This window comes from Opitutaceae bacterium (genome assembly GCA_015075305.1).
Lineage (GTDB): Bacteria > Verrucomicrobiota > Verrucomicrobiia > Opitutales > Opitutaceae > UBA6669.
Window position 1 is genome coordinate 165,692 of the sequence record JABTUS010000008.1, and the last position, 20,899, is coordinate 186,590.

Consider the following 20,899-nt stretch of genomic DNA (forward strand, 5'->3'; position numbering starts at 1 on the left):
ATGAGTGAAGCAGCGTGGATCTGAGATCAATTCCCGCAAACCAATAGTTGTCCCGATGACATCGAAACGTCGCTCCATCCCTTTGCGAGTAGCGGTGGCCGCATGGATGCTTCTTGCCTTGATGGTGCTCGCGATTTCCTGGGCCTTTCCGATCAATCTGCGGTCCGTCCCTCCCTCATTGCTTGCGGTGGCGGGAGAGGGAGGCCCCTCGATTTCCGAGGCGGGCAGGCAGCTGCTCGAGCGCGAGAAACTCGGCCCCGCGGCCTTGTTTGCCGCCGCTGCCAAACGTGCGGGCGATCCGGGGCTGCCCGCATTTGCCTCCCGACTGGCGGAGGCGAATGCACGCCAGCCGACGCTTGTGCCGTGGGGAGGATGGGATCCGTTTCTCGAGCCGATTTTCAAGCTCGATGAAAACAAGGGGCAGGCGGCGAGCACGCCGGTTCTCACATTCTTCATTGCGGAGAAAGCGCGTGTGGCGCTGCGAACCTACCTTCAGAACTCGCGCTCGCTTGGCGTGCAGGCGCTGCTGCGCACCCGCGAGACTGGCGTCACTTCACAGTTCGTGCCGGTGAAAAGCCCCGGCGGGCAGACGCTGGACGCCGTCATCCTGCTCGCGGCGCTCCTGTATCAGGGCGAGCACTTTTCCGCGCCCCTTCAGCGCGACCTGCGCAACCTTGCCGAGATTGCATCCGGAAGAATGGACATGGGTGATCTCGAGGATGTTTTTCTCGACCTGCTCTCGCTGGGCAAAAGGCTCAATTGGGTTCAGCTTTGTGAGCTGGTGCGGCTGACGGATGACCGCAAGACGTTGAGTGAGTACGCGCATCTTGCGCGCGTGGCGCCGGATGACTTTGCGCTGATTTATGCCGCGGCGATGTTCTCCGGTTCGGCGGACCGGGTCGCCTCCTACCTGCTTCAGTTTGGGAAATCCGGACTCGGCGATCTCGCGCTTGCGGCCCGCGACGGGCAGGGCGCCGTGAAGCTCCTGCTCCGGCTGCAGGTTCCGGTGAATCACGCACGCAGGCCGGCCCTGCCTCCGGTTGCGCGTGTGGCGCTCGCATTTCCCAATGCCGCTCTGGTTGCAAAATGGCTCGGTTTCTTCCTCGGATCCTATGTCCTGCTGCGTGCGATGAGGCTGGCCGCTGTGGGGCGCGCAGCCGGACCGCGACCGTCCGTGACCACGGCGGTCCTCGGTGCGCTGTGCGCGGCGCTGATCGTCCTGTTCACGGAACCCACGCTTTTCAAGATTCCCCCTCCGTCTGAATTCGCCGTCAGGCTCGCGGTGCCCGTACTCGCCACACTTTCCGATCCCGCTTCGCTCAAAACTGTTGAACCCACGATCGCCATGGACACGACCACCCTGATTTCCATCGGGCTTTTCGCCCTGCTCCAGATTTTCTGGTTCCTCATATGCCTGCGCAAGATCTCGGAGATTGCCCGGTCCACGGCGACCCCGCAGCTCAAGCTCAAGCTCATGGAGAACGAGGAGAACCTGTTTGATGGCGGGCTTTATCTCGGCATTGCGGGCACGGCGACCGCGCTGGTCCTGCAGGTGCTCGGCCTGATCCAGCCCAATCTGCTCGCGGCGTATTCCTCGAACATGTTTGGCATCGTGTGCGTGGCGCTGGTCAAGATCCGGCACGTGAGGCAGTTCAAGCGCCAGTTGATTCTCGAAGGTCAGGCTGCCGCCGGTGACGCCACGCCGGCGCCGGTAGCCGCCCAGCCGGGTGGAGCGTCATGAACCGGACCCTCCTGCTGATACTCTGCGACTTCCTCCTGCTCAACCTGCTTGCGCTGACGCGGTGGGAGCAGGCTGAGCCGTCGCGCATTGCGCGGACTCCCGCGCCCGCTGCGCAGGGATCCGCGGCGTCGCAGCGTCAGGACATTCTGGAAACGATGAAGCTTTCGCTGGAGGACGAGCAGGCGGCGCGCGAGCTGCTTGCCCGGCGGCTTGAGAAGACGCAGACGGAACTGGAGTCGAGGGAGCAGAACGTGGCGTTGCTTGAGTCGCAGCGCAGCGACCTCTCGGCGCGCATGGCCGCGGCGGAGCAGGATGCCGCGCTGAATCGCGCGCGTCTCGCGCAGACGCAGCGCGAGCTTGAGGAGAAGCGGCGCCAGGCCGAGGACCAGGCGAGGCAGCTGACCTCGCTCAATGAGCAGCAGGTGCAGGCCCGTGCGAGGATTGAAGGCCTCAGCGTGGCGGTGAAGGTTGCGGAGCGGGAGAAGGAGCTCCTGCGGGAGACAACCGTGACACTGCGGACCCAGGTGGACACTGAGCGCAAGGAGCGGATCCGGGTGCAGGAAACCGCCACGCAGCTGGCGCAGGGGGTGGGGCAGCTTGCCGAGCAGTCCACTTCGCTGACCAAGGAGATTCGCGACAACCGCCCCGTGAGTGCGAACACGCTTTTCAGTGAGTTCCTGGCGGGCCGCGTGCAGATGTCCTTCACCGCCTCCCGCAGGAACCTGCTGGGACCGGTCCAGCGGGACAAGACCGCGGGCACGGTGCTGGTCACGGACGGCCGCGCGACATACGCCGTCCTTCATGTTGAGGACACTGCATTGAGCCTGCGGGAAGTGCCCGAGAACTGGGAGGGATTGACGGCCACATTCAGAAAGGGCGGCTACTCGGCGGGCGCCCCGGAGATGACATTCCTTTCGGTGGATCCCCGGGTGGTCGCGATTCCGGTGACACCCGCGCAGGTCGAGGCGTTGGGAGCCAAGGTCTACCAGGTGGCGCTGGATCCCTTTAAATTTCCCGAGGCGGTGCTGATTTCCAGCGGCGGCGCTGGATACGGCGAGGTGCCTTTCAAGCTTGAGGCCGGCCATGCGAGCTACGTGCGCATGGACAATCGACTCTTCAGACGCCTGTTCGGCGACTTCTCCCCGTCACGGGGGGACCTGGTGCTGAGCAAGACCGGTGAGTTTCTCGGCATCATGGTGAACGCCGAGTACTGCGCCGTCGTGGACAATTTTCTTCCCGCACAAAGCATCCGGATGGGCGAGACGACACCCACGGCAGCCAAACTGAGGGAGTTGAACCGGCGCTACCGGTCGCTGCCACTGCGCCTGCAGTAGGCGCGTTCCCCAACAGGACATCTGCGACCCGGCTCAAACCTGCTTGTTGACCTCCGGGTGCCGAAGGGAATGTTTTCATTTATGCTAAAACGTTTTTAGTTGACGCGGAAACGCCTCCTCCTACAAGGAACCGCAATCCGGGCCGTCGTGGCTCCTCCAAATGGATTTGAGCGGCCCTGCGATTTCACGATTCAACCCCCCCCTGACGCATCTATGCCAAATAACATGAGAACCACACTGCCACCCCATCCCCTTCGCTTCCGAGCCATACTCCTGGGCCTTGGATTTCTGCTGACTTTTGTTGGAGCGGTCGTCGCCCAAACGTCGACAGGCACGATTTCGGGTGCCGTGAACAATTCCGACACCGGAATGTTTCTCAAGGATGTGCTGGTCGAGCTGCCTGAGCTGCATCGTCAGGCGCTCACTGATGACTCCGGCACATACCGGCTCTTTGACGTGCCTGCGGGCACGCACACCGCAAGAGTGTCCTATATCGGTCTCGACACAATCACCCGCCCGGTGACGGTCGTAGCCGGACAGCGCGTGTCCCTGGACTTCAGCATGGGAACGCAGGTCTACAAGCTTCAGGCGTTCACGGTGACAGGCGAACGCGAGGGCAATGCCGCATCCATTACACGCCAGCGCAACGCACCGAACGTGAAGAATGTTCTCGCGCTCGATGCCCTCGGCAACCTGCCCAATGATTCGGCGGGGGAGCTGCTCATCCGGCTCCCCGGAGTCGCCGGCGCGTATGATGATGAGGGAAATGTCACGGGAGTCAGAATCCGCGGCGCGGATACGGGGCTCAACACCGTGAGTGTCGATGGAAACATCCAGGCCAGCGCAGGCGGATTCAACCGCGATTTCCGCACTCACAACATTTCCGGAGCGCTTTTCGAGGAGATCGAAGTGATCAAGGCGCCGACGCCCGACATGCCGGGCGATTCCCTGGGTGGGGCGGTCAATCTCAAGACGCGCTCTCCGCTTGCAATGAAAGAGAAGCGCCGGATCGAATATGGCGCCTCCGCGCGCTGGGCACCCGCCTTCCTCGACAACATCCCGCTGCGTTCCGGGCATCGCATCCACCCGATGCTGAGCATGGGCTACCAGGAAGTGTTCGATGTGATGGGCGAAAGCCGCAATCTCGGTGTCTCCCTCAAGGCGTTTTACAGCGAGAACGTCAACACGGTTGACCAGACGCTTCTCGACTACCAGTCGAACTCGATCAATGCCCCGGCCTATGTCTGGGACTACCGCAGGCAGAATGCCTACAACAATCGTGTGCAGCAGAGCATCAATGCGAAGGTGGAGTTCAAGCTCTCAGATCGATCGCGCTTCTTTCTGGGAAGCATATTGAACGAGGCTCCCGAGAAGTTCAATCGCCTGTACACCGTGCGCGCCTACACCGGCTCGCAGACTGTTGCGGCGATAGGAGCAAACGGCCAGCCCACCGGAAGCAATCCCATTCTTCCCGGGTGGACCGCAGACAGGACTGAAATCCGGGCGGTGCCCAACAGCATTGTCCAAATGAACTCAACCCTGTACAGCTTCTTCGACCGGCAGCGTCAGGTGAATGGCGGAGGCGTGCATGAGTTTGACCGGTTGAAAATCGACTACGACGCGGCCTACAGCCACTCCAAGCCTCTTTTGCAAAGCAGCCGCCGGGCAGGCAATGCTGGAGGCGGTATTTTTACAATGGATACGCGAAACGTGGGATGGATCTTCGACAAGTCGCAGTCAGCAACCGAACCGTCGTTCAAGACTACGGGAACGGTTGATATCCATGATCCGGCTTCCTATTCCAATGGACAGCTCGTCAATCGCGACAACAAGCGCTATACCACGTACACGAATGCCAGCGCCAATGCGACCTACGTGCTTCCGACAAATTTTGCGGCCTCCATCAAGACCGGGTTCCGGTTTCGTGGAGGGAAATTCGAGGAGGAGAGGAACCAGCAGCAATTCACCTACATCGGCAGCAGCTTGGGCTCCCTGGCCGACCGCAGCCTGAAGCTTTCCTATTTCGATGACTTTGGCGGCTACCTTCCGTTCATCGACTCCGCGGCTGCCGGACAGGATATCCGCGCCAATCCGCAGAGCTGGAGGGAGGATCTCTACTACCAGCGCTCGCAATGGTACCAAGGGACACGTGCCGCCGACGAAGACGTCACGGCCGGATATGTACAGGCGAGCGCCCGTTTCGAGAATCTGAGCCTGCTCGGCGGTGTGCGCGTTGAACGGACTGAAGTCAACACGTGGGGCTATGTGCGCTCGCGTGTGCTTTCGACCACCGCCCAGCGAAATGCCGATCCGATTGGATCAGCCGATCGCGACTACAACAATTACACGGAGCTGAACGGCAGCTATACCGACTGGTTCCCTGGGCTGCATGCGGTGTACAAGTTCACCACCAATCTTCAGGCTCGTGCAAGCTGGTCCAACAGCATCGGCCGTCCGACAATCACGAGTCTGCTGCCGTCCCTGTCCTTCAGCGATGCCGCGCAAACGGTGACTATCAGCAATCCGTCCCTCAAGCCGCAGTATGCGGAGAACTGGGATCTCGGGCTGGAATACTATTTCGAGCCCGTGGGACAGGTTTCCCTGGGATGGTTCAGAAAGGATATCAGCGATTTCATCGTCAATGGCACCGCCGGAATTGTGGGGTCGGGACCTGACAACGGCTTCAATGGCGACTATGCGGGATACGAAATCCGCACCACAGCCAACGGAGGGAACGCAAAGATCGACGGGTGGGAGTTCAACTATCAGCAGCAGTTCACCTTCCTTCCCGGCTTCTGGCGCGGCTTGTCCTTCAGCGCCAACTATACGAAGCTGGAGACCAGCGGCGACTACGGTGAGGCAGGGCCTCGCACAACCACGACCGATGTCGCGCGGTTTGTGCCGGAGACGGCGAACATCCGCCTGGCCTATTCCTACGGGAAACTTGGGTTCAACATCCTCTACAATTACCAGAGCGCGTATCTGCAGGACTACAGTGCGACCGACGCCGCGCGCCTGCGCTACAGGAGTGCGCGCGAACTCATCAATGTCGGCGTGTCCTACCGCATCCATCGCAATGCGAGTCTCTCCGTCGATGTGGCCAATATCTTCAACGAACCACAGGAATACTATCGCGGCCTGGCTGACCGGCTCGAGCGCTCGACCACAAACGGAGTTGCCGTGGTGGTCGGAGTGCGCGGTCGCTTCTAGGACGATTCAACCTGCATGCGCTGCATCATGAAACGCCACTTACTACGGGTACTTGTCTTGGCATTGATCGGCGGTGTGCTTTCAGCTGCGCCGGAGATGCCGCGTCTCAAGCACAACAATCCAGGCCTGCTGGTGGAGCTGGGGGTTGGACTCTGGGCGTGGCCCCTGCCCATGGATCATGATGGGGACGGCCTAATGGATCTCGTCGTGGTTTGCACCGACAAGCCTTCGAACGGCATCTATGTTTTCCGGAATTCAGGCCAGACGGACCCGCAGAACCACCTTCCTGTCTTTCTTCCCGCGAAACGCATCGGTTCCGCAGTGGGGAATCCGCAGGTTTCGTATATTGACGGCAAGGTGATCGTCACGAGTCCGAATCACGTCTATCCTGATTTTAGGGAGCGCGGCTTCCAGGGCGGAGTGAAGATTCCCGCGCCAAGCAAGATCCACGTGGCACCGGGCAATATCCGGGCGAACCAGTGGCGCTTTGTCGACTACGATGGCGACGGCCGGCTGGATCTGATCGTTGGCATCGGTTGGTGGGGCGACTATGGCTGGGACAACGCCTACGATGCCAGTGGCAAATGGACCAACGGTCCGCTGCATGGATATGTCTATCTTCTCCGAAACACCGGCACCTCCGCCAAGCCGGTGTATTCCCCCGCGGTCAAGCTTCATGCGGGTGAAAAGGAGATCGATGTCTACGGCATGCCATCGCCGAACTTTGCCGACTTCGATGGCGATGGTGACCTCGACCTGGTCTGCGGAGAGTTTCGCGATGGTTTCACCTACTTCGAGAATGTGGGAAGTCGCACCGCACCCCGATACTCGGCGGGTCGCCGCCTGACGAACGGAGGACGCTCGATTTCCATGGACCTCTGCATGATCACGCCCGTGGCCTATGATTTCAACGGCGATGGGCATATGGATCTGATCGTGGGTGATGAGGATGGCCGCGTGGCGTTCATCGAGCACACGGGCAAGGTGCTGGACGGCATGCCGCAGTTTCTTCCTCCGCGCTATGCGCGCCAGTATGCGGACAATGTGAAGTTTGGTGCGCTTTCATCCCCGGTGAGCGTCGATTGGGATGGTGACGGGCTGGACGATCTCGTCTCGGGCGACAGCGCCGGTTACATTGGATTCATCAAGAATCTTGGCGGCAGCCCCCCGCGCTGGGCCGCGCCCGTCTATCTGGCGGCCGATGGCCGGACCATTCGCATCATGGCGGGACCAAATGGTTCCATACAGGGTCCGGCGGAGGCGAAATGGGGGTATTCCAATGTCAGTGTCGCAGACTGGGACGGCGACGGTTTGCCCGACATCCTGGATCTCGGGATCTGGGGGCGCATCACATTGTACCGTAACATCGGCACGCGCACAGAGCCCCGGCTCGCAAAGGGTGTCGCGCTTGAGGTCAATTGGGGTGGTCCCGTACCCAAGCCGGCTTGGAACTGGTGGAGCCCGCGAGGCGGTGAACTGGTGGTACCGTGGCGTTGCACGCCCTCAATGATAGACCTCAATGGCGACGGCCTCATGGATCTCGTCACGCTTGATACCGACGGCTACCTTGCATTCTACCAGCGCCGTCGCGTCGCGGATGGCAGCCTCGAGCTGCAGCCCCCGCGTCGCGCATTCTGGAGCGAGGGAGCTTCTGAATTCAACAGCGCTGGTGTTCCAACAGGTGCCGGCAAGGACAGGCCGGGACTGCTTCGCATGAATTCGGGGACGGCGGGCAAGAGCGGGCGCCGCACGTTCTGCTGGGTCGATTGGGATGGAGACGGCAGGCTGGACCTGATAGTCAATAGCCAGCCGAACGCGAACCTGTTCCTTGGTCGCGGAATCAACGACCGGGGAGAGTGGGCGTTTGATTACAAGGGGCCCATGCATCCGCAGGTCATTGCGGGTCATTCCACCACTCCAACCCCGGTGGACTGGGACAAGGATGGAGTGTCAGACTTGCTCATCGGTGCGGAGGATGGGTTTTTCTACAACCTGAAAAACCCGCGCTCAAGGTAGGCCCGCCAAACATCCGGGTAAGGTCCGATTGATGTCCCGCTATTGATCGGGACGCCGCTCCGACTCTTTCATGTCATCCACATACAGGCCCAAGGGCATATATTCAGCACAATGGATTCCAACGGATGCCGCGGGGCGGCTCGATCGGCGGGCGCTTGCCGCGTTGATTGAATTTACGCGCGGTCACGGCATCCACGGCATCCTCGCGCTGGGAAGCACGGGGGAGTTTCCGCAGTTCGGTGTGGAGGAGCGCAAGGTTGTGCTCAGGGCGGTCGTGGAACTCGCCGGAGGATTGCCGGTGATCGCAAACATCAGCGACGTTCGTCCGCGTGCAGCCGTTGAACTCGGGCGGTATGCGAAGGAGGTTGGCGCGTCCGCCGTGGCGCTGATGCCGCCGATGTTTTTTCCGGTTTCACCTGCAGATCAGCTTGCGTACTTCCTGCATGTCGCGGAATGCGTGGGCCTGCCGGTCATGCTCTACAATTTTCCAGAACTGACGGGAAAACGCATTGATTTGAATGTGGTGTCGGATTTCGCCGATCGGGCGCCGATGTGCGGAATCAAACAGAGTGGCGCCGAATTCGGCTATCACCGCGATTTGGTCGCACTCGGAAAAGAGAAACATTTCTCGGTCATGTCCGGTGCGGACACTCGTCTGCGCGAGGTGTTTTCGTTAGGCGCGTCAGGTGCGATCGGAGGGCTGGTGAACATCGTTCCCGAGTGGATGGTCACTTTGTATCGGATAGCGTTGGAGGGGTTGAAAGCCGACCCCACGGTGCCTGCCGCCGGCATGGTGGAGGTCGGAAGAATTGTGGATCAGCTCACTTTCCCCCTCAATGTTGCCGCGGGCATCGAGGCCCGCGGCCTGAATCCCGGCGTGCCCAAGATGATTGTGTCCGCCGAGTCCCAGGCACGCTATCGAAAGGTGGTTTCCGACCTGCGCGAACTTTTCTTAGGGACCGGGATTGGGCCGGGTTCAATTTGATCACGCGAAACTCCAGGCGCTGAATGTGCAGTCATTTTCCAATTTCCCTGCGATCCTGGCATGCATCATCAGACTGGCTGCGGATGTGGCACCGTGTATGGATTGAAGCCCTTGATCTGCGTGTGATGCAGCCCGACTTTTGTTCATTTCCGTCGTGACTGGATTTCAGGATGCGGGCATTTTGGGCGCGCATGAGCAAATCCCCGGCGGTCGTCAACTTTGCCCCTGAACCCCATAGTGTGGAGCTTCGTGAGTTTGCCCGTCCGACGCCAGGAGCGGACGATGTGATCCTCGCCGTTGAGGCAGTGGGAGTGTGCGGAAGCGATCTGCACCAGTGGACATCCTCCCATAGCTGGCCGGTCAACTACCCGGTTGTGCTCGGACACGAATTCGGCGGCGTGATCGCCGAGGTTGGATCCGCGGTGAGGAACTGGAGGGAGGGCGATCGCGTCGTTTCAGAAACCGCCGCCGTGATCAATCCCGACAGCCCGCTGTCGCGCGCAGGGCTTTACAACCTGGATCCCGGTCGCAAGGGCTTTGGCTACGGGGTCAATGGAGCCATGACCCGCTTCGTGCGCGTTCCTGCACGATGCCTGCACCGCGTGCCGGCCGGACTGTCCATGGAGTTTGCCGCGTTGACGGAACCCTGCTGTGTGGCGTTCAACGCTGTTGTTCAGAACTCCAGGATTACTCCGGGAGACCGCGTGATCGTTCTCGGACCGGGCCCCATTGGGATCCTCTGCGCAGCGATGGCGAGGCTTGCCGGTGCGGACGTGGCGCTGGTCGGGCTCGAGCGTGACCGGGCGCGGCTCGAAGTTGCACGGCACTACGGCTGTGAGGTGATTGTCGGCGATGCAACGGCGTGGGCGAAGGAGCGTGACGGGCTCGGGGCGGATGGCGTCATCGATGCCGCAGGTGTGTCCGCCGCGCTTAAGATTGCGCTCGAGCTCGCACGGCCGAATGGCTGGATCAGCAAGGTCGGCTGGGGCCCGCAGCCTCTGGGATTCTCGCTGGATCCGCTCGTGCAGAAGAATCTGACGCTGCAGGGAAGCTTCAGCCACAACTGGCCGATCTGGGAGCGCGTGCTGGCGCTGCTGGCCTCGGGTCGGCTGGATCTGAAACCGATTGTGGGCGGTGTCTGGAAGCTTGAGGAATGGCATGAGGCGTTCGAGAAGATGCATTCGGGTGCGATCGTGAAAGCGGTGCTTCGGCCCGCGTGAGGAGGGGCGCAACCATGAGACTGAAGGACAAGGTCATCATCGTCACCGGATCCTCGACCGGCATCGGCCGTGCGATCGCGGAGCGCTGCGTGAAGGAGGGGGCGGCCGTGCTTGTGCACGGTCTCGTCGCGGCGGAGGCGAGGGAGGTGGCGCAGGCGCTCGGCGCAAGGGCGGTGGCGCACGGGGACGATCTCGCCGACGCAGCGAGCCCCGGGCGCATTGTGGAGAGAGCGATGCGCGAATTTGGCCGCATCGATGCCCTGGTCAACAATGCGGCCGCGATCGTGCGTAGCAATCTGTCGACCACGAGTGTGGATTTTTTCGACCGTGTCATGGCGATCAATGTGCGCGCGCCGCTTCTGCTGATCCAGGCCGCGTTTGCCGAGTTGAAGCGGAACCGCGGCTGTGTGTTGAACATCGGCTCGATCAACGCCCTCAGCGGTGAAAGCGAGCTCCTTGACTACAGCATTTCAAAGGGGGCGCTGCAGACGCTTTCCAGGAATCTTGCAAACGCCCATGGCGAGGATGGTGTGCGCTTCAACCACTTCAACCTCGGCTGGGTGCTCACGCCGAATGAGTACGCTCTGCAGCGGCGACTCGGGCAGCCCGAGGACTGGCCGTCCCATGTGCCGAAAACCTACGCACCGTCCGGCCGGCTGCTTGCGCCTGAGGATATTGCCAGTGCGGCGGTCTACTGGCTCGGTGACGAATCCCGCCCCGTTTCCGGATCAGTGCTCGAACTCGAGCAGTACTCCATCTACGGACGCAATCCGCTCAAGGTCTGATCCGACGACAACCCGCCATGCCAAAACTGGCCGCCTTTCCCAAGGCTTTCGTTCGCGCCCTTTGCAAGGACGCCACCATGACCCTGCAGCAATGGGTCGATCTCGCTGCTCCGTTGAGGCTCGACGGGCTTGAGTATTACAGCGGGTTTCATGAGCTTCAGGATCCGGCGCGCTGGAGCGATGCCCGCCGGACGGTGGAACGGGCGGGCATGGTGATTCCGATGCTCTGCTGCTCCCCGGATTTCTCGCAGCCTGATCCGGAGTTGCGGCGCAGGGAGATCGAGCGTGAAAAGACGTGGATTCGCATGGCCGCGACCCTCGGCGCCGGATATTGCCGCGTGCTCTCGGGTCAGCGCCGCCCCGAGCTGTCGCTCTCCCGGGGACTCGACCTGGTGGTGAGTGCGATCGAGGAGTGCCTTCCCGAAGCGGAGGCCTGCGACGTAACGCTCATCCTTGAGAATCATTACAAGGACGACTTCTGGAGTTATCCCGAATTTGCGCAGAGGATGGATGTCTTTTGCTCGCTCGTGGATCGTATCCGACACCCGCATTTTGGCGTGAACTACGACCCCAGCAATGCGATCATCGCGGGGGATGACCCGCTCGAACTGCTGCGGCGGGTGAAGGACCGTGTCGTCACCATGCACGCCAGCGATCGTTTTCTGATCGAAGGAACGATTGAGGATCTGCGCTGTGAGGAAAACGGAAGCGAAGGCTATGTGAAGCGACTCCGCCATGGGGAGATAGGCCGCGGGCTGAATGACTACGATGCCATCTTTGGCGAATTGCGGGGCGTGGGATTCGACGGGTGGATCAGCATTGAGGATGGCGTCGACGGCATGGAACAACTCGAGGCAAGCGCCCGTTTTCTTCGCATGAAGATTGCCCGGCATTGGAATCCCCCCTGATATCGCACGCCGCCCCCAACCCCATGATTTGTCGTCGCTGTTCATTGAAGCCGCTGTCCGCAGGCGGCGTGTTTTTCCTTCTGTTGTTCTGCACGGCTATCCATGCGGAAACGCACCTTGTGGAGACGCTGGCGGATCTTCAGAGCCGGATTGAGGAGGCGGTGCCGGGCGACACGATCACTCTGAAGAATGGCGCCTATTCCACATCCGCCTCAATTTCGGTCACCTGCCGCGGGACGGAGGAGGATCCGGTGACGATTGCGGCGGAGACGGTCGGCGGAGTCGAGATTGGCGGCACGCATGGCTTCAATGTCGGCGCGCCGGCGAACTACGTGGTGATTTCTGGATTCAAGTTCACCCACGCGTCGGGCAGGACGACAGTCGGCGCGGGGACGCGCCACATCCGGTTCACGCGCAACACCTTTCGTTGCACGGGATCCGGTCCCTATCTGGCGGTGCTGGGACATGATGTTCAGATCGATCGCAATGACTTTGGCGACAAGCGGACGAGCGGGAGCCTGATTGCCGTGAGTGGTCCGACCGGCCAGGTCGCTCAGCGGCTGTGGATTCACCGCAATTACTTTCATGACTACGGCAGCGCCAGTGGAGAACCTGGCGAGATGCTGCGACTTGGCCTGAGTGCACTGGCGCTTTCCGTGGGGAGCGGTGTTGTGGAGTACAATCTTTTCTCTAGGTGTCGCGGCGAGAATGACATGATCTCCAACCGCTCCTCGGGAAATACGTTCCGTTACAACACCCTTGCGGACAGCCCAACGGCGCAGTTCAGCCTGCGGCACGGGAATGACTGTGCGGTGTATGGAAACATCCTTCGCAATACCGAAGGTCTGAGGATCTATGGGGACCGGCACCAGGTGTTCAGCAATGTTTTCGAGGGCAATTACATCGGGGTGAACATGGGCAACGGATCGGTTGAAGTGGCCGATGGCGGCTCAATGGGAGCACATGATCGGCCCGACAACTGCTTGATAGCCTTCAATACCTTTGTGGACAATCGAACCCACTACCAGATGAGCCGGCGCAGTTCCAACGCCCTCGGCGCCACCCATGCGGTGTTTGCCAACAACATTCTGCAGGGGGGAGGCATGGCGGCGAAGATAGACGGCCCTTATGCGGATCCCGTGTGGGAGGGGAATATCGTCTGGAATACCGGTGGTGCGGGTGATCTTCCAGCGGATGCCTACATTGCGGTCGACCCCCGGCTTGGGCGTGATGGTGCGGCGGATTTCCACCTGCAGCCGGGCAGCCCGGCCATTGATGGGGCCGTTGGCGTCTATCCGGGGGTGGGCTTCGACGTCGACGGCGAGGCTCGCGGAGACATGAAGGACGTGGGTGCCGACGAATTCACCGAGGCACCCGTTGTGGCACATGCCCTGACACCGCGGGACGTCGGACCTGCGTATGACTGACACCCGGGTTTGTTGAAATTATTACGTAGAGGTCCGGGGCACCTTGACATCACGCGGTGGAATTTCAGCCTGCGTCGATAGACGGACATGAATCAGTTCTTGAGGCCGGCCAGACTCATCAGCCACCTGCTCGCGCTGGGAATTTCTCTGTTGCCCGTCCAAAAGGCAGTGGCGCAAAGCCAGCAGGGAGCCGAGGCGCCGTCTGCCCAGTCAAAAGTGGCGGAGGAGCAGAATCAAACGGAGCTCCTGCGTTCGTATATTCAGCTTCGTGAACAATTGCATGCCACGCAGATGGCGGTTGCAAACAGCCGGGTGGAGGCTGAAACGGCGGCGCGCATACAGGCTGCCGCACTCAACGAGAAGCTGGATGCGATCAAGACATCGATGGACACCGAGCGAGAGCGCCAGCTCGTCGATGCGGCGCGCCTCTCCGCGGAGAGGGCAAGCCAGGAGGCCGTGATGAAGCAGTCGCAGAGGACCTTCATCTGGGTCGCTTCCATCTTTGGGGCCCTGGGGGTGCTGGCGCTGCTGCTTGTTCCATTTTTTCAATGGCGGGCTCTCAGTCGCGTGATCGACGGAGTCGCTGCCCGCACGTCAACACCCGTTCCATTGCCGGCTCCCAGCACACCGGCACTTGCGCTCGGCGCGCTGGATCAGGCGGTGGAGTTGTCGAATCAACGATTGATGTCAGTCATAGACCGCGTGGAGCAGCGGGTCATGGAGCTGGAACATACTGCGACCCAGCAGCCAGTGCCTTCGAGTTCTGATGCACTGGCAATTGGCGCGGCCTCGCACGCGAACGGCAGCGGGGGCGCGGCGTCCACAAGCCCCTCTGAATCACTTTCGACCAGACCTGGAGTGGGGGGGGCTTCGACAGTCGCGGATGTGGACCCAAGAATTTCACTTCTGCTGGGGAAGGGGCGCCAGATGCTGAGCGCCAATCGCGCGCGTGAAGCGCTTTCCTGTTACGAGGAGATCCTCAAGATCAATCCGGAACACGCGGAGGCGCTGGTCAGAAAAGGTTCCGCACTTGAACGCCTCAAGCGCGACGAGGAGGCGATCTGGTGCTATGACCGGGCGATTGAGGCTGATCGCAAACTGACCCTGGCCTTTCTTTACAAGGGAGGGGTTTACAATCGCCTGGGACGCTACGATGACGCGTTGCGGTGTTACGAGCAGGCGCTCCACACCGCGGAGGACTCCGCGTGAATTTTCAACGGGTCGTCGGAGTCCTGCTGCCGCGACTCGAGGCACCTCAATCGGGGTTGAACCGGCTTCGCTCGCGCTCGACGCTCAGGTGCTGGCGCGCCACGGCTATGCGGGCCCCGATGAGTTCACGGTTTGCCTCGCCTTTTTCGGCGAGTTGCCGTTCCAGTTCCTCGATTCGCTGTTCGTAGGCGCGGATGCGCTCCTGAAGCGGGGTGTGCAGGGATTCCAGCCGCTGTTCGAGTTCGCCCATCTCCACTTCAGCCTTCTGCTGGACGCTGAGCAGTTCGGATCGCTGGCGGAACAACGTCTGGAAGACTTTCTCGCGCATCCAGCCCAGGACACCGGATCGGATCGCCTGGTGGGCGCGATCGGCACGCCCCTCGGCGATCAAGGCGCGGTTTCGCCAGACATCCGAGTTGTTTCCGTCCGACAAGAGCCTTCCCTCCGCTCCCAGGAGCATTTCCGGAGTTGAACCCGGGAGGGCCGGCGGAGAAGGGCGGGAACGCAGCCGCCAGAGGACGAGCAGAAGCGAGAGGCACACGAAGGCGAGGCTTCCGACGATCCACTTGGTCTGGCTCTTGATCTGACCCGCAATGGTTTGCTCCTGATCGAGTCGTGATTGCAGTGTACCGATGAGGCTCTTTTCCCGCAGGGCAGCCAGCACGCTGACCGCCTTCTGATCGATGTTCTGTCCCTTTCGTATGACAACCTGCGCGGCCTCGTAAACAGTGTTGGCGGCAACGCCCTCTTGCTTCCTGGCTCTCAGGAGTTCGGTGAGAGCCGGGTCAGCCGCGGCATTTGCCTCCACAAAACCTGCCGCAAATCGCGCCAGATCCTCCTGTCCAGGTGCGTAGCTCGTCTCCACCAGCCGCCGCGCGCGCCACAGACTGAGGATCCTTCCCGAGGCAATACGAGTGGAGGACTTTTCGAGGTCCTTCAGCTCGGGGGATTCATTCAGGTTCGCCACCGTGACAAGCTGCATGCTCTGGTTGGAGGGGATCGTTGAGTCAGTCTTGGAGGCCACGATTGGCTGGAGCATGACCTCCTTCAGCGGTTGAAGGATGCCCGCAATCAGGAGGTGATCACTCCCGCCTTTGAGCCAGATGGGTGCAAAGCGCGGGAGTGGGAGGCTGGCGGGAGATTCCGCGGATACTATCCTGACTGCGGTGACGTATGCCGGGGAGGTTGCCGCAAGATCTGTGGCAGGCTGACCATTGAGCGCGTGTCGAAGCGTGGTGAGAAAGTTGCCCTTGGCCGTTTCGAGCTCCTGCCTCAACCGCTGCTCAAGCTCCTCCGCTTTTCCGGGGTTGAAGCGCAGGATTGGAAGGACTTCCTGCGCCAGTTTCTCCTTCAGTTTCCCTGTCGCCACAGGATCGACAACCGTGAGTGCGACGGGCGTGATGACATCCTGGTCGGCAACGTCACCGAGCTTGTACAGGGGGACGGTTGCACTGGCGGTAAAATACGCAAAAAGGAGGGCGCTGAGCAGGGCTGCGGGCCGGAAAGCGGCGCGAGGTTTAGCCATTGTGTGCGAGTTGACGACTGTCGGGCACGGTGTCGATGGTCTCCGTGGAGGAAGCAGTCATCCTGGGATTTTCTGCCCCGGTGGCATTTGTGCCGCAAGCGTTTTGTGGCTCATGCGGCAGGAATAAGGCGCGGTGAAACGCGTCAGCCGGTGAAAGGCTTGACACTCCGGCAGGCAGAAAGTCCCGAACCGAGGCGGATGCCGCTACTTCTGGACGGCCCCCATCGGAGCCACGAGCATGAGGTAGACCGCCGAACGGAAGCGTTCCAGGCGGTTTGAATCACTCGTCGCCGCAGGCATGCGCTCGATGGCGGCGGTGAGGAGGTTGACGTCGCGCAAACCCATGGAGCCGCCCGCAAGAAGGAGATTCAGGCGATCGACGAGGACGTGCGGTGTCGCTGTGAGCGCGAGAGTGGCCGCGTCTGGAAGCAGGCCAACCGTCTGGCTGGCGGCATTTGTGGCGGTCGGGCGGCTGGCGTAGATGTAGCTCCGCAGAAAGTTGGGTGTCGAGATCGCCGTGGTGTCGGTCAGGATCTGGAATTCAGGCGCGACCAGGCCCGACCGCGCAAGAGCTCCCGCCTGTATGTAGGAGGGAATGTAGAAGTTGAACACCGTGGGAGAATTCAGCGCGGTCTGTGCGAGACTGTTGTCCGTATTGCTGGCGCTGATCGGAATGCGACCGCTGTTGGAATCGCCTCCGAGGGAACGAAGCAGGGATGTCGCCCGCAGCAGCGGTTCGCGCAGCTTTCCGAAATCGACGGCGCCGGCCTTCGTTGAGGAACGGGCTTCGTGGTCGAGAAGGATTGCACGGACCACGGCGCCAAGATCACCTCGGACACCAGCGCCGTTGTTGGCGAACACTTGGGCGACGCGATAGATGTAGCCCGGGCTCGGGTTGCTGGTCACCAGGCGCTGGATCAACTGCCGGCAGATGAATGGCCCCGTGTTCGGATGGTTGAAGAGCGTGTCGAGCGTGTCCCTCAGATCCAGAACTCCACCCTGGTTCGCCGGGAGGATCCGCCCGCCGAGGATGGTCTTGGATGAGTTGTCGTGATAGTTTGGATACAACTGCATCGGCTGGGCGTAGTTCTTGGCGGCTCCAAAGAAGCTCGGGTTGGTGGCGCTTGAGGCGAAACCCCAGCCGGTGAAGACCTTGGCGGTCTCGGCGATGGTCTGCTGGTCGTAGACGGGTATGGGCGCTCCCGCCGAGTCGAGCACGAGCGAGCCGTCGGGATGGAGCTGGTTCAGGCCGACGCTGAAGAGCTGCATGACCTCGCGCGCGTAGTTCTCATCCGGGTAGGTGAGCGGCATTCCCTGGGCGTTGAAGGTGCCCTTGTTGTTGCGGAGGTGGCTCAGGTAGACACCCATGACCGGACTGAGTGAAACCTGCTCGAGGAGCGTGCGAAAGCTCCCGAACGCGTGCTGCGCCAGCATGTCGTAGTAGCCGGCCAGGTCGACCGGAACCGCGGGGATCGCGTCGTTGGCCTCCGAGACGACGAATATCTGGCTGAGGGCGAAGGCGACGCGCTGGCGCAACTGGTCCGGTCCCTTCACGACGATTTTCCACCAGGCGTAGTTGCGGCTGCTGGAGCCGACGGTTGTCTTCTCCGGCGTCCTGACAAAGGCGTCAAAGTCGGCCTGGGTCTCGGTGCGATGCGACGAGGCGGGCACCGCAAACTGGGCGCTGATCCATGCGTTGAGATCGGCCTGGGATTTTCCGGTGAGACTTTCGATTTCTCCGAGTGTGGGACCGAATGTGGCCTGGGTCAGAAAGCGCGAGGCATCGGTTGCGGACAGTGGTGAATTGGAAACGGCGGGCGGGGGTACGGGGGGGACGAAGGCCGCGGAACCCGTCGAGCGAACAAACGAGCCCACAAGTTCACCCGTCGGCAGAAGTTCGGTCTGCACGGATACGAAGATGCGTCCATCCTGCAGCGCGGCCAGAATATCGGCGACCGAGAGGTTGCCCGATGCCCGGAAGGTCCAGCGCAGCCCGGTCACCTGGCCGTTCGGAAGCCGGACCATTTCGACGCCGACCTGATTCTTGTCACCGAGACGAATGTAGGCCACGGTTTGCGGCGAAGAGAGTCCGAAGAAGTTCACGTTGACCGTGCCGTACGTTCCATCGGGGCTCATCTGGAGACTGGCGGAACCGGATGCTGTGGAACCGGTGGAAAAGAAGGGAACACGCAGGCTTGCGACATAAAGGCCGCCGGATTCGTACACCAGCGTGAGTGTCGCGGACGGTTGCGCCCCCAGATTGTAGGCATTGGAGGAATCGAGGGCCACCGTCAGAGTTCGTGTCGAGGCGCCGGCATCGGCTGGATTCGCCAGTGTGACGTTCAAGAGGACGCTCCCCTGGCCGGCGGCAAACGTCGCAGTCAAAGGAGGAGTGATGTAGTCAATGCCTGGCCGGGCGCTTCCTTGAAGTGTGAAGGATACGGTGAGAGGAGCCTGGACGGACCCGGTCCTGACCAATTGAAAGGAAGCGGGTGAGCCGCTTGCGGAGCTCACAGTGGCCGCTGTTGCGCTTATGCTGACGGTGGCAGGCGAGACGGTTGGAGTGGGTGAGGGAGAGGGAGTCGGAGACGGGGTGCCGGTGGGCGTGACGCCCGGAGTGGGAGTTGGGGACGGAGTAGGTGTCGGCGTCGGCTGCGGCGGCAGGGTTGGAATGGTCGTCGGGCGTGGGGTGGGTGAGGGCGTTGGAATCGAGGTGGGCGGAGGCGTCGGTGTCGCGGTCGGCACAGAGGTGGGCCGCAGCGTGGGAGACGGAGATGGTGTGGGAGTGGCAGTGGGTCGTAGCGTGGGAAGCGGGGAAGGTGTCGGTGTAGGTATCGGCGGGACAGTAGGTGTCGGCGACGGAATTGAGGACGGAGTAGGCGACGGTGTAGGCGATGGTGTAGGCGATGGTGTAGGCGACGGTGTGGGCGACGGTGTGGGCGTCGGTGTAGGTGAAGGCGTGGGAGTGGGGGTCGGCGTGGGAGTGGGGGTCGGCGTTGGAGTGGCGGTCGGTCGAGGCGAGGGTGTGGGCGACGGAGTTGGTGTGGGCGAAGGGGTCGGTGAAGGCGTCGGCGTGGGCGTCGGAGTCGGCGTGGGAATGGGCGGTGGTTTCCCGATCGTCATTTCCGCCGCCGGCTCGAAGCTGACTTTGTAGTGCTCGTTGGGAAGCAGGCGCAGCACCACGGTGCGCGGCTGTGCCCACGGCGGTGGTGTCGCCGCGTTTATTGCCTCGATTTCAACGCGCACGGAATGGGACCCTGCCGGGATGACGACATTGTAGGGGACTCCCACGTAGTCGATTCCCGCATTGGCGGTTCCTTCCATGGTGTAGTGCACCGTCATCGCCTCCCCCAGCGAACCGGTGCGCGTGATCGTGAAGGATCCAAGCAGATTCCTCCTGGTGCTGCTGGTGAGGGAATCGGTGGAGACACTGACGGTGGGTATTCCCGGGGCAGTCACGTCATAGACCTCGACGAGCGCGATCCCGGTGCTTCCGGCGGCTCCGTTGACGACCATCGTGTAGCTTCCCGGCGCAAGATCGACCACGAGTGCCGCGTCCTTCGAGGCGGAGCTCGCGAAGGCAAAGGCGCCGCTGGAAGCGAGCGCGCTGGAGACGGAGCTCAAGCCATTGTTGTCCGACCAGTTGTCATTCGCGGCGATCTCGATTCCGCGGGAATTCCTGATTGAAAGGATGGGATCGGCAAGTGCGTCGGGGACTCCGAACTCCGCCAAAGACGGGCCCATGGCTCGGACCAGAAGCCGGCGGCTGTCAGAGCCAGGGCTTATGACGAGGCCCGAGATGACGATTTCGGCACCGGCCCGGACCTCGGCCCGGGTTGACAGATTCATAAGGCGCGCGGGACCGGACACGTCATAGACCTCGACGAGCGCAACACCCTCGCGGCCATCGGCTCCGCTCACGACCGCTGTGTAGCTTCCGGGCGAAAGGGTCACCAGGACCGCCGCATCATCCCTGCCGGTGAAGGGGAATGCTCCGACGGCATTGAAGGCGGCGGCGATCGCAGCGGCTTCTCCACCCGGAACCGTCCAGCCCGCGTTCTCAAGAAACTTTGTCCCGCTGTTGTCGTAGAGTTCGAGCTTTGGCCTGGGAAGCGTGGCCTCCAGTCCGAACTGGGAGAGGCTGGGGCCGGCCGCGCGGATGAGCACCTGCTTTGCAGGGCCCTCCCCGACCACAAATCCGGCCACGATGGACCGCGGACCAGTGCCGGCGTGCGCGCGGGAGGAGAGATTTCCGAGACGGTCGGGGTGGGGCGCCGCCGATGCACTCCAGACGAATGCCATCAGCATGAGGGCCGGTAGGTGTGGAATGGATACGCGATTCCCTTTCATGCATCGATGACTGATTCACACCCGTGTCCAAGGGGAGCTCGAAACGGCCGGAGCCGGTCAAAAAAGGATTAAAGCGCGCGCATCCCCGCGCCGTTTTTGATAATTCGAAAACAATTCCGGCGATCGAAAACAGCGGTCGCGGAGCCTGCGGGATTTCGCCCGATCTCCTGGGGAGTTGCGCGGCGAAAT

At 61.7% G+C, this 20,899-nt stretch carries 12 protein-coding genes; 10 read left to right on the forward strand and 2 right to left on the reverse strand.

Features of this window, described 5'->3' with window-relative positions; translation table 11 throughout:
• Positions 1-55: 55 nt before the first annotated feature.
• From HS122_15890 to HS122_15935, 10 genes are all read left to right on the forward strand, one after another.
• Entirely contained in the window at positions 56-1,741 is a 1,686-nt protein-coding gene (locus tag HS122_15890; protein MBE7539877.1) for a hypothetical protein, read from the forward strand.
• Entirely contained in the window at positions 1,738-3,075 is a 1,338-nt protein-coding gene (locus tag HS122_15895) for a hypothetical protein (GenBank protein ID MBE7539878.1), read from the forward strand. Before HS122_15890 ends, HS122_15895 begins: the two co-directional genes overlap by 4 nt.
• Before the next feature lie 225 nt (positions 3,076-3,300).
• Positions 3,301-6,285: a TonB-dependent receptor gene (locus tag HS122_15900; GenBank protein MBE7539879.1), complete on the forward strand. Its 2,985-nt coding sequence runs from the start codon at positions 3,301-3,303 to the stop codon at positions 6,283-6,285.
• A gap of 27 nt (positions 6,286-6,312) precedes the next feature.
• Entirely contained in the window at positions 6,313-8,301 is a 1,989-nt protein-coding gene (locus HS122_15905; GenBank protein ID MBE7539880.1) for a VCBS repeat-containing protein, read from the forward strand.
• A 70-nt stretch (positions 8,302-8,371) separates the two neighbouring features.
• The gene (locus HS122_15910) at positions 8,372-9,286 is read left to right on the forward strand and encodes a dihydrodipicolinate synthase family protein (protein ID MBE7539881.1); all 915 of its coding nucleotides are present in this window, start codon (positions 8,372-8,374) and stop codon (positions 9,284-9,286) included.
• Positions 9,287-9,477: 191 nt separating this feature from the next.
• The gene (locus HS122_15915; GenBank protein ID MBE7539882.1) at positions 9,478-10,506 is read left to right on the forward strand and encodes a zinc-binding dehydrogenase; all 1,029 of its coding nucleotides are present in this window, start codon (positions 9,478-9,480) and stop codon (positions 10,504-10,506) included.
• Positions 10,507-10,520: 14 nt separating this feature from the next.
• Positions 10,521-11,291, forward strand: coding sequence for an SDR family oxidoreductase (locus HS122_15920; protein ID MBE7539883.1), 771 nt, complete (start codon positions 10,521-10,523; stop codon positions 11,289-11,291).
• Between the two features lie 17 nt (positions 11,292-11,308).
• A complete protein-coding gene (locus tag HS122_15925) occupies positions 11,309-12,199 on the forward strand; it encodes a TIM barrel protein (protein MBE7539884.1) in 891 nt (296 codons plus the stop codon).
• A 23-nt stretch (positions 12,200-12,222) separates the two neighbouring features.
• Positions 12,223-13,626, forward strand: coding sequence for a hypothetical protein (locus tag HS122_15930; protein MBE7539885.1), 1,404 nt, complete (start codon positions 12,223-12,225; stop codon positions 13,624-13,626).
• Between the two features lie 87 nt (positions 13,627-13,713).
• Positions 13,714-14,835 carry a tetratricopeptide repeat protein gene (locus HS122_15935; protein ID MBE7539886.1) on the forward strand — a complete coding sequence of 374 codons (1,122 nt, stop codon included), beginning with the start codon at positions 13,714-13,716 and terminating at the stop codon, positions 14,833-14,835.
• A gap of 46 nt (positions 14,836-14,881) precedes the next feature.
• On the opposite strand, the gene HS122_15940 is transcribed toward HS122_15935, so the two are convergent.
• Together HS122_15940 and HS122_15945 are read right to left on the reverse strand one after the other, a co-directional pair.
• A complete protein-coding gene (locus HS122_15940; protein ID MBE7539887.1) occupies positions 14,882-16,360 on the reverse strand; it encodes a hypothetical protein in 1,479 nt (492 codons plus the stop codon).
• Positions 16,361-16,564: 204 nt separating this feature from the next.
• Positions 16,565-20,662: a DUF1800 family protein gene (locus tag HS122_15945; GenBank protein ID MBE7539888.1), complete on the reverse strand. Its 4,098-nt coding sequence runs from the start codon at positions 20,660-20,662 to the stop codon at positions 16,565-16,567.
• Between the last annotated feature and the right edge of the window lie 237 nt (positions 20,663-20,899).

Bases quoted from the DNA above. Each gene is read 5' to 3' on its own strand.
- HS122_15890 (MBE7539877.1), top strand. From the start codon at position 56: ATGACATCGAAACGTCGCTCCATCCCTTTGCGAGTAGCGGTGGCCGCA.
- HS122_15940 (MBE7539887.1), bottom strand. From the start codon at position 16,360: ATGGCTAAACCTCGCGCCGCTTTCCGGCCCGCAGCCCTGCTCAGCGCC.
- HS122_15925 (MBE7539884.1), top strand. From the start codon at position 11,309: ATGCCAAAACTGGCCGCCTTTCCCAAGGCTTTCGTTCGCGCCCTTTGC.
- HS122_15945 (MBE7539888.1), bottom strand. From the start codon at position 20,662: ATGGCATTCGTCTGGAGTGCATCGGCGGCGCCCCACCCCGACCGTCTC.
- HS122_15905 (MBE7539880.1), top strand. From the start codon at position 6,313: ATGAAACGCCACTTACTACGGGTACTTGTCTTGGCATTGATCGGCGGT.
- HS122_15900 (MBE7539879.1), top strand. From the start codon at position 3,301: ATGAGAACCACACTGCCACCCCATCCCCTTCGCTTCCGAGCCATACTC.
- HS122_15895 (MBE7539878.1), top strand. From the start codon at position 1,738: ATGAACCGGACCCTCCTGCTGATACTCTGCGACTTCCTCCTGCTCAAC.
- HS122_15915 (MBE7539882.1), top strand. From the start codon at position 9,478: ATGAGCAAATCCCCGGCGGTCGTCAACTTTGCCCCTGAACCCCATAGT.
- HS122_15920 (MBE7539883.1), top strand. From the start codon at position 10,521: ATGAGACTGAAGGACAAGGTCATCATCGTCACCGGATCCTCGACCGGC.
- HS122_15935 (MBE7539886.1), top strand. From the start codon at position 13,714: ATGAATCAGTTCTTGAGGCCGGCCAGACTCATCAGCCACCTGCTCGCG.
- HS122_15910 (MBE7539881.1), top strand. From the start codon at position 8,372: ATGTCATCCACATACAGGCCCAAGGGCATATATTCAGCACAATGGATT.
- HS122_15930 (MBE7539885.1), top strand. From the start codon at position 12,223: ATGATTTGTCGTCGCTGTTCATTGAAGCCGCTGTCCGCAGGCGGCGTG.